Genomic DNA, 9,107 nt, shown 5'->3' on the forward strand with positions numbered 1-9,107 from the left:
GACAATATTCAACCATAAGAAATGCATAAATTAATCGTACTTTTAGGACTTGTCCTTGTTCTATCTTTTAGCGAAAAATCTTTGGCTCAGAAAAGACCTCTCGTGGTGTTTGTATGTGGCGATCATGAGTACAGCGGAGAAGAAACATTGCCAATTTTGGCAGCCGAATTAGAAAAAAACTACGGTTTTAGCGTAAAAGTGCTTAAATCCTATCCCAATCAAAACGCTGAAAAAAACATTCCAGGTTTAGAAATTCTAAAGGATGCCGATTTAGCCGTATTTTATTTGAGGTGGAGGCAGTTGGCTCCTGAACAACTCGCAATGATAGATGATTATTTGAAATCTGGAAAGCCCATCATAGGTTTCAGAACTACAACCCATGCATTCAACTTTCCTAAAGGTCATGAATCCGAAAAATGGAATGCCTTCGGTGAGTTTGCCCTCAATGCTCCTCCAGGCTGGGGCGGTAAGGCTGCTCACACGCATTATGGGCACAATAGCACCACCGATGTTTCTGTAATTCAGGCCGCAAAAAAGCACCCTATTCTCAAAGGCGTATCTCCAAATTTTCATGTCAGTTCGTGGTTGTATAGAGTTTTACCAGACTATCCGACCAAAGGGTCTGAGTGGCTTTTGATGGGCAAATCGGTTAACCCTGACAAAGCCGCCATAGATAATCCTGTAGCTTGGGTTGGAACAAATTCTTTCGGAGCCAAAGTTTTCACTACTACACTTGGACATCCAGAGGATTTTTCAGTAGAGGCTTTCCAGCGACTACTCATTAATGCCATTCATTGGGAACTTGGACAAAAAGTGCCTAAGAAATGGAAAGGAAAAATAGAAATCAATGTGCCTTACAGAGGCATGGTCAATTAATTATTAAAACATTATTCCATAAAAGTCATGGCCTTTAGTATAAAATTTATTCTCCTATTCTTTGTTTTTACTTTTTCAAATTTTGACTCATTCCTTTGGTATAAACCAAGCATCATAGAACTGAAAAACGAGAATCATATTTCAATGGTTGGTGGAAATTTGGGTTCTAGAATGATGAATTATGGTCATTTCGAGACAGAAATATATGTTCGAAATCCAGATAAAAACCTTATTATCAGAAACATGTGCGATGGAGGTGATACACCCGGTTTCAGGCCTCATGCAAGCAGAAATTTACCTTGGGCTTTTCCAGGTGCCGAGAAATTCCAGACCGAATATGCTAAGAATTCGGAGAGCGAAGGTCATTTTGAAACTCCTGATCAATGGCTAAGCCGTTTGAAAACTGACGTAATCATTGGCTTTTTTGGATACAGTGAGTCTTTTCAAGGACCAACGGGCTTACAAAACTTCAAGAATGAACTAGATGCATTTGTAAAACATACTAAAAGCCAAAAATATAATGGGCAAGAAGCCCCAAAACTGGCCATTGTTTCTCCAATAGCTTTTGAGAATTTATCAGCTCAATTTGATTTACCAAATGGCGTTAAGGAAAACGCAAATTTATGGTTGTACACCCAAGGAATGCAAGAAATATGTGCAAAAAATGATGTCCTATTTGTAGACGCCTTTACCCCTTCAAAAAAATGGTATGCCACCACAAAGGAGGCACTAACCATAGATGGTTCGCAATTAAATGAGGAAGGATATAAAAAATTCTCACTTCTTATTACGGATTCTATTTTTGGCCACGCTGAAGCAATGAAGGATCAAAATAGAAGCCTAATCCATGCCGCAGTAATGGAAAAAAATTGGATGTGGCACAACGACTACAAAATACCGAATGGTGTGCATACTTATGGCCGGAGATACAATCCTTTTGGACCGGACAACTATCCTGATGAAATAGCCAAAATCAGAGAAATGACTGATATCAGAGATAGAGCCATTTGGCTAGCGGCATCAAAAGGCGAAAAACTCGATGTGGCAGCAGAGGATAAAAAAACGAGGGTTTTACCACCAGTAAAAACCAATTTTAATCCGGAGAAAAACGGTAGTCTTGAATATTTATATGGACAAGATGCCTTGGATAAGCTCAAAGTGCCGGCTGGTTATAAAATTGAACTATTTGCTTCAGAAAAAGAATTTACCGATTTGGCCAACCCCGTACAAATGTCTTTTGATGGGAAAGGGCGTCTTTGGGTAGCTACCATGCCGAGCTACCCGCATTACAAACCAGGTGATAGCAAGCCAAATGATAAAATATTGATTTTGGAAGACACCAACAACGACGGTAAAGCTGACAAACAAACGATTTTTGTGGAGGGTTTACATCTTCCATTGGGCTTTGAAATTGCCCCTGAGGGCGTTTATGTTTCTCAAGGCACAAATCTTAAGCTTTTTACAGATACCAATGGTGATGACAAAGCAGACAAAGTGGAAATTTTGCTAAGTGGATTTGACGACCACGATACACACCATAATAGCAGTGCATTTTGTGCGGATCCTTCTGGGGCTATTTATATGGGTGAAGGAGTTTTTTTACACACCAATGTTGAAACTTCTTATGGAACGGTAAGAGCCACAAATGGCGGCTTTTACAGATATAGTCCACAATTAAAAAAACTAGAAAGAACAGCTCAGCTTGCCATTCCAAACCCTTGGGGTATAGCTTTTGATCATTGGGGACAGCCTTTTTTTGCAGAAACATCTAGTCCAGACGTTAGGTGGATGATGCCAGGAACTGTTTTGCCTAGATATGGAGAGGCTACCCATAAAGGATTTCAATTGATAGAAAAAGATCATATGGTGCGTCCAACTTCTGGTTTAGAATTTCTTTGGAGCAGACATTTTCCTGACGAAGTACAGGGAGACATGCTGATAAACAATACGATTGGTTTTTTAGGAACAAAACAGCACAGTATCGTAGATGACGGCACAGGTTATAAAACCAAGCACCGTCAAGATTTGATTGTTAGCGAAGACCGAAATTTCAGACCTGTAGATATGGAAATAGCTCCTGACGGCTCATTGTATGTTATTGATTGGCACAATATTCTCATTGGCCACATGCAGCACAACGCCCGTGACCCGTTACGAGACCATGTGCATGGGAGAGTTTACAGAGTCACCTACCCTTCAAGGCCATTCGTTATCCCAGCCAAAATAGATGGAGCAAGTATAGAAACATTGTTAGATAATCTCAAACTACCTGAATATCGTACCAGATACCGCACGCGTAGAGAGCTGAGAGGAAGAAACCCTAAAGAAGTTTTACCAAAAGTGACTGTTTGGGTGGCTGCTTTGGACAAAAATGATTCTAAGTATGAACATCATGTTTTAGAGGCACTTTGGGTTACTTGGGGTTTAGGCAAAGTAGATCAAAAACTCTTAAAACAAATGCTGAAAGCAAAAGATTATCATGCACGAGCAGCAGCGGTGGAGGTTTTAAGATTTACAACACATCAAGTGCCAGATCATGTTCTGTTGTTGACACAAGCAGCTCAAGATGAAAATAGTAGGGTCAGATTGGATGCTATTGTTGCCGCTTCATGGATAGGAAAAACGAAGGGTTTACCTGTTTTGGCAGCAGCCGAGAAAAAACCTTTAGACGAATGGATGATTCATGCCCACAAAACTTCAGTGGCACATCTCAGTGGAAAAGCTGTAGTAAAAGAAAAGGTTGCTGTGGTCGCTAGTACTTTGAAAGGAAAAGACTTAGAAATGTTTAACCTGGGAAGAGAAATCTATAACAAAGAAGGATACTGCGGAACCTGTCACCAACTAGATGGTAAAGGACTTCCTGCATCTGGTTTTCCTCCATTGGCAGGGACAAACTGGGTAAAGGGAAGTGAAGAAAGACTCATAAAGATAGTTTTGAATGGTTTGATGGGAGAAATAGAAGTAAATGGTAAAAAATTCCCAGGACAAGTACCTATGACCCCCTACAGCGGTTTATTAAATGACAAAGATATAGCAGCTGTAGCCACTTATGTCAGAAATTCGTTCGGAAACCAAGCATCGCCTGTTCAAGAAGAAAAAGTGAAGCAGGTAAGGGCGGCTACAGCAAAAAAGAAAGATTTTTATAGTCCTAGGCAGCTTTTAGAAATGCATCCAATGGAAAAATAGCGTAAATTTGTGAATGAATAAATTTAAATTATTTACCTTATTTGGAATTGTGGCAATATCAATGGCCTGCGGAACGAAGAAAGTTAAAGAAAATATAATGCAAGAATCAGAAGAAGTACAGATAGAAAATTATATAAAGAAGAAGGAAATAAAGGTGGATTTCAAGTCTAATAGTGGCTTGAGGTTCATACTTAACCAGGAAGCAAAAGATGGAATGTCTTTAAAACAAGGACAATCGGTAAAAGTAAAATATTCGGGAAGGTTGCTCAATGATAAGCAGTTTGATGCAGGTTCTTTTAATTTTATTTTGGGTGTTGGGCAAGTAATTACTGGATTCGATGAAGGCATCGCTAAACTAAAAGTAGGCGAAAAAGGTACTTTGATTTTTCCTTCTTCTATAGGATATGGAGCGGCTGGAGCAGGAAGTGACATTCCACCAAACGCACCGTTGATTTTCGAAATTGAAGTTTTAGCAGCAAGGTAGAACGATTTCCCTAAATTGTTCTACATAGCGGTTTTTGAATATTCTAGAAGATCGTAGAGCAATTTAGGAAAATTATTATAATTGCTCTTTTTTGAGCCACTTTTCGGCATATTTAGGTGTGTAGTTCTCCATTTTTACTAAAAGGTGGTCGATATTCTCATCTACTACCAAAAGATCTCTGTTTTCCTTTTTCAAGAAACCCTCTCCTACCATCACATCCATTTGTTTGAGAAGAGGATCATAAAACCCGTTTACATTCAAAATCCCCACCGGTTTTTGATGAAGGCCCAATTGTCCCCAAGTGAGAATCTCAAAAAGTTCGTCCATACTGCCAAACCCGCCAGGCATAGTGATGATTCCATCAGAGATTTCCTCCATTTTGGCTTTCCTCTGGTGCATGGTTTCTACTACAATCATTTCAGTTAAGTTGGGATTCGCTACTTCCATTTTTACCAGAAAATCTGGAATTATACCGATTGCTTTTCCGCCGTTTTCCATGACAGTTCTTGAAATAACGCCCATAAGTCCTACATTTCCAGCACCGTATACTAGCGTTATGTTTCTTTTATTGAGTGCCAATCCTAGGTTTTTGGCAGTTTCTACATAAATTTCTTTATTGCCAGTGTTGGCCCCACAATACACTAAAATTGATTTCATTTTTAGGTCTAAATATTTTTAATAAATAAAAAATTGGTTTCTCAAAATTACAGCAATTTTTTGCAAGGTGGTTGTTATTTGAAATTTCCATTTAATCAATATTTGGCGTGTTATTTGCTATGAAGTATTTATTGAACTAGTTTATTCTAAAAGTAATGAAATCTAAAGTTTTCAATTTCTTGAATCTTAAAAGAATTTTTACTTACTTTTAGATATAATAGTAGCCGATTTAACTAAATTTTAAATATGAAATTTTCGAAACTAAAATCATTCGCCATCGTATCTGTATTAATTATAGGTTTGATAGGCTGTAAAAAAGAGGATGTTGGTCCTAACGCAAAAATTGTAGGAACTTGGAAAATTTCCAGCGGTGTTTTTAAAGATTCTTCAGGACCATTAGATTTTTGGGCTCTTTATAATGCGTTTTATCCATGTACAAAGGAGATTACAATGTCTTTCACTGAAGATGGGAAGTATTCAGTAACGGAGCCTAATGGCTGCGTTGATGAAGATGGACTATCTTTATTCCTTTTTTCTAAAACTGGAACATTTACTTTGACAGATAACATTTCTCTTGATATTATTGAAGATGACATGACGCCTTACAAAGGTAAAGTTGTGTTTGCAGATGGTAAATTTACTTGGACGTACGATGAAGTATTTCAAGGAGAAGCCACTACGCTTACTGTAATATTTACTCAGGTCAAATAAAATAATTGTTATTTAAGAAAAAGTGGATTTCATTTATCTAATGGAATCCACTTTTCTTTGTGTTTTCTATTTTTTGCTTTTGTATGTTATTTTGAAGATTGTTCCTCCAAGGTCATCACTTACATACAATGCTCCATCGGGGCCTTGTGCTAATCCACATGGGCGATGTTGAATTGGCCCAGTAGGTTTCACCAAATCCGTTCCTGCAAAATTGTCAGCAAAAATCTCCCATTTGCCTGTCGGTTTTCCATTTATGAAAGGTACAAATGCTACAAAATATCCCTTTTTTAGTTCTGGAGATTGGCCATGAAAAGCAACAAAGGCTCCGTTTCTGTATTTTGCAGGAAACATTTTTCCAGTATAAAATAGCAAATCATTTGGTCCCAAATGTGCTGGAAAAGCAACTAAAGGGTCAATAGCTTTTTCACCTCCAGTCATTTTGCCATCACCGCCATATTCTGGTGCAATGATTTTCTTTTTCTGAAATTGGTCATAATAGATATATGGCCAGCCAGCATCGTCTCCTTCTTTCAGCTCATATAAAGTTTCAGCAGGAAGTTCCTGACTTTGTTTAGGCGTGTAATATTGCGGATAAAAGTCATGAAACTGCCCGCGACCATGAATTGTCGCAAACAAAGTATTCGTTTTGTTATTCCATGCTGTTCCAACAGCATTTTTAACACCAGTAGCATATCTTTGACCATCTGCGAATGTTTGGCCGAGTTTATCGGCATGAAATTTCCAGATACCACCTGCAGAATCCAAAATTGTACAAGGCATCATACCTTTTCCTGTGCCTTTTTCTCGGCAAGGATCATTAGGAGAACCTATGGTTACGTACATATTGTTGGCATTGTCTAACACAAACGGTTTGGCATTGTCACGACCTTTGTCTTGCAGGCCTTCCACAAGTTTTTCTGGGGCATTTGGATTGATAACTTCCTCTTTTTCATTGAGTTTATATCTAAAAACCCCGGTGTTGGATGATGCATATAGGTAGCCATTTTTTATGGTAATACCCGTTCCAGGATATTCGCCAAACATCTCTGTTTTGTCTATTTTACCATCTTTGTTCTCGTCTCTAAGAACTACAATGCCTTTTCCGTCTTTTAGTTTCGAAAGTTTGGCATAGATTACTCCATTTTTCGAAACTGTTAAATGACGAGTGGCTCCTAGTTCCGTTCCAAGAATTGTTGTTACAAAACCAGCTGGGACAGAGATTTCACTTTTGGGAAGATCGTTCGGTGTTTTCTTCTGGATTAGTTCAGAGGGTTTAAGAGCAAGAATACCGAACACAGCCATTGCGGCCAAAATCAAAGTTTTTTTCATGTTTTTAAGGAAGAATAAATGTTTTATAAAAGTAAATGGATTTTTTGAAAAACCCACAAATAATTCTTCCAAAACCAACTTTAGACTTTAAAAAAAGGAAACACCCTCCAAGTTTTCTTTTACAGATTTCGGGATTCCGATGTTTAAAAATTTACATACTGATGGAAAAACATCTACTATAGCCAAGCCATTTTTGAATCTTGTATTTTTTGGCTTTTTATTAATGGCTATCCAGGTTTCACGTTCTCTATCAGACTGTCCACCATGATTTTTGCCCGTTTGAGCGTCTCGGCCATGGTCGGTAGTGATAATTACCAGCCAGTCTTCTTTAAAATTCTTCTCTCGATATTGGACCGCCTCATACATTTTTCCAACTAGTCTGTCCATATTTTCAACAGATTGGTAGAATTCAGGACTGTCTCCAAACCTGTGGCCCATATCATCGGTGTATTCCAAATATACCCACGAAATATCAGGTGCATTTTCTCTGATAGTTTCCACCGCCATGCTCGTTACATGTTCGTCTATATTTTTAATGTAAAGGGCGTTTTTGTCATGAGGAAAAGCAACGGTATCTTTTTCATAACCATCAAATTTATAGTCGATATGTAGATTATTTGTGGCCACTAATCCTTCACCCAAAAGTTTTGTGCGGTTGTCAAGCCAAGTTGAAAATATACCCAGTTTGAGATTTGGTTTTGCCTCTCGGAACACCCTAAAAAATGTAGGATAATTGTAGTTAGGAGCCTCTATTCCATTACCCCAAACATTGTGTTTGTTGGCCCAAGTTCCTGTCAGCATGGAGTTATAACCTACCGCCGAAATCGTTGGAGACTCAGTTTTTCCACCTTTTTCTCCTCCAACATAGGCTTTGTCCAAAGCACCTTTTTGGGCAATTTTGGTTATATTAGGAGTTTTTACCTTCTTAATTACATCGTATGGGATTCCATCAACCAGTATGACTAGTACTTTTTTTTGCTGGGCAAAGGAGAAACTAATCAAACAAAAGTAGAAAACCAAAGTGCTTATATATTTCATGGGGGATGAATTGTTAAAGGGTTCGAAACTAATAGATTTTATTTTCAATATGAAAGGTAATACGTTGTGAAACAAAGATTTTATAATTTGATGTCTTTAAATTATTGAATATTTAACAAAATGCTTGATTTTTAAGAAAATTGTATTACCTTTGCAGTCCAATATCGCGGGATGGAGCAGTTGGCAGCTCGTCGGGCTCATAACCCGAAGGTCACAGGTTCGAGTCCTGTTCCCGCTACTAAGGAGGTCATTCGGCCTCCTTTTTTCTTTTCTTCAAATAGCTATTTTTGGTTTTTAGATCGTGTAGATTAGTTGAAAACAAGCCAATTATGAATTCAAAATCCAACTTATTTCTGCCTATTTCTGTTCTTGTTTTCAGAATCTTAGCCATTCTCGTTTTGTTTTCCCTGTCTCGCGTACACTTCTATTTTTCCAATCTCGATTTTTTTGATAATATAAGCTTTCAAGAGTTCACAAAGATTTTACAGGGCGGCATTAGGTTCGATATAGTTAGTATTCTTTACCTAAATCTGCCATTTATTTTAATTTATATATTCCCAGGAAATCATCTAAATGGCAAAAAATTTAGGCTTTTCACCGATATTTTGTTTTTCACAACAAACGCCATTGGGCTTTTGGCCAATTGTATCGATGGTGTGTATTACCAGTTTAATCTTCGGCGGTCTATATTTTCTAGTCTCGTTGAACTTCAGGATATCAATAATTTGAGTGGGCTTTTGCTTAGTTTTTTAACTCGTTATTGGACTGTTTGGGCAGTTTGGATATTTTTTTTAGTTGGTATTTGGTTGATTATCATATTTTTAAA

Annotated in this window: 7 protein-coding genes, 1 tRNA gene and 1 pseudogene; 6 read left to right on the forward strand and 3 right to left on the reverse strand. The window is 37.8% G+C overall.

Going from position 1 to position 9,107, the window contains the following annotated elements; translation table 11 throughout:
• Positions 1-21: 21 nt before the first annotated feature.
• From EGI24_RS12950 to EGI24_RS12960, 3 genes are read left to right on the forward strand one after another with little or no spacing between them, the layout of a single operon-like run.
• Positions 22-876: a ThuA domain-containing protein gene (locus EGI24_RS12950; RefSeq protein ID WP_255048847.1), complete on the forward strand. Its 855-nt coding sequence runs from the start codon at positions 22-24 to the stop codon at positions 874-876.
• A gap of 27 nt (positions 877-903) precedes the next feature.
• On the forward strand, positions 904-4,062 hold the full coding sequence (locus EGI24_RS12955; protein WP_255048848.1) for a PVC-type heme-binding CxxCH protein: 3,159 nt from the start codon (positions 904-906) through the stop codon (positions 4,060-4,062).
• A 13-nt stretch (positions 4,063-4,075) separates the two neighbouring features.
• The gene (locus EGI24_RS12960) at positions 4,076-4,546 is read left to right on the forward strand and encodes an FKBP-type peptidyl-prolyl cis-trans isomerase (protein WP_255048849.1); all 471 of its coding nucleotides are present in this window, start codon (positions 4,076-4,078) and stop codon (positions 4,544-4,546) included.
• A gap of 75 nt (positions 4,547-4,621) precedes the next feature.
• Here the strand turns inward: EGI24_RS12960 and EGI24_RS12965 are convergent, their stop codons facing one another.
• On the reverse strand, positions 4,622-5,203 hold the full coding sequence (locus tag EGI24_RS12965; RefSeq protein ID WP_255048850.1) for a TIGR00730 family Rossman fold protein: 582 nt from the start codon (positions 5,201-5,203) through the stop codon (positions 4,622-4,624).
• A gap of 246 nt (positions 5,204-5,449) precedes the next feature.
• Here EGI24_RS12965 and EGI24_RS12970 point away from each other — a divergent pair, with 246 nt between their 5' ends.
• Entirely contained in the window at positions 5,450-5,914 is a 465-nt protein-coding gene (locus EGI24_RS12970; RefSeq protein ID WP_255048851.1) for a lipocalin family protein, read from the forward strand.
• Positions 5,915-5,980: 66 nt separating this feature from the next.
• Here EGI24_RS12970 and EGI24_RS12975 read toward each other — a convergent pair whose 3' ends face one another.
• Both EGI24_RS12975 and EGI24_RS12980 read right to left on the reverse strand, forming a co-directional pair.
• On the reverse strand, positions 5,981-7,243 hold the full coding sequence (locus tag EGI24_RS12975) for a sorbosone dehydrogenase family protein (RefSeq protein ID WP_255048852.1): 1,263 nt from the start codon (positions 7,241-7,243) through the stop codon (positions 5,981-5,983).
• Between the two features lie 87 nt (positions 7,244-7,330).
• Positions 7,331-8,281 (reverse strand): alkaline phosphatase family protein, encoded by a 951-nt coding sequence (locus EGI24_RS12980; RefSeq protein WP_255048853.1) that lies wholly within the window; start codon positions 8,279-8,281, stop codon positions 7,331-7,333.
• 165 nt (positions 8,282-8,446) lie between these two features.
• Here EGI24_RS12980 and EGI24_RS12985 point away from each other — a divergent pair.
• Positions 8,447-8,519: transfer RNA gene (locus EGI24_RS12985), tRNA-Met, on the forward strand.
• 91 nt (positions 8,520-8,610) lie between these two features.
• Positions 8,611-9,107, forward strand: a pseudogene (locus tag EGI24_RS12990) (hypothetical protein); the annotation flags it as partial.

The sequence above is a fragment of the Lacihabitans sp. CS3-21 genome (genome assembly GCF_024343675.1).
Classification (GTDB): Bacteria; Bacteroidota; Bacteroidia; order Cytophagales; family Spirosomataceae; genus Leadbetterella.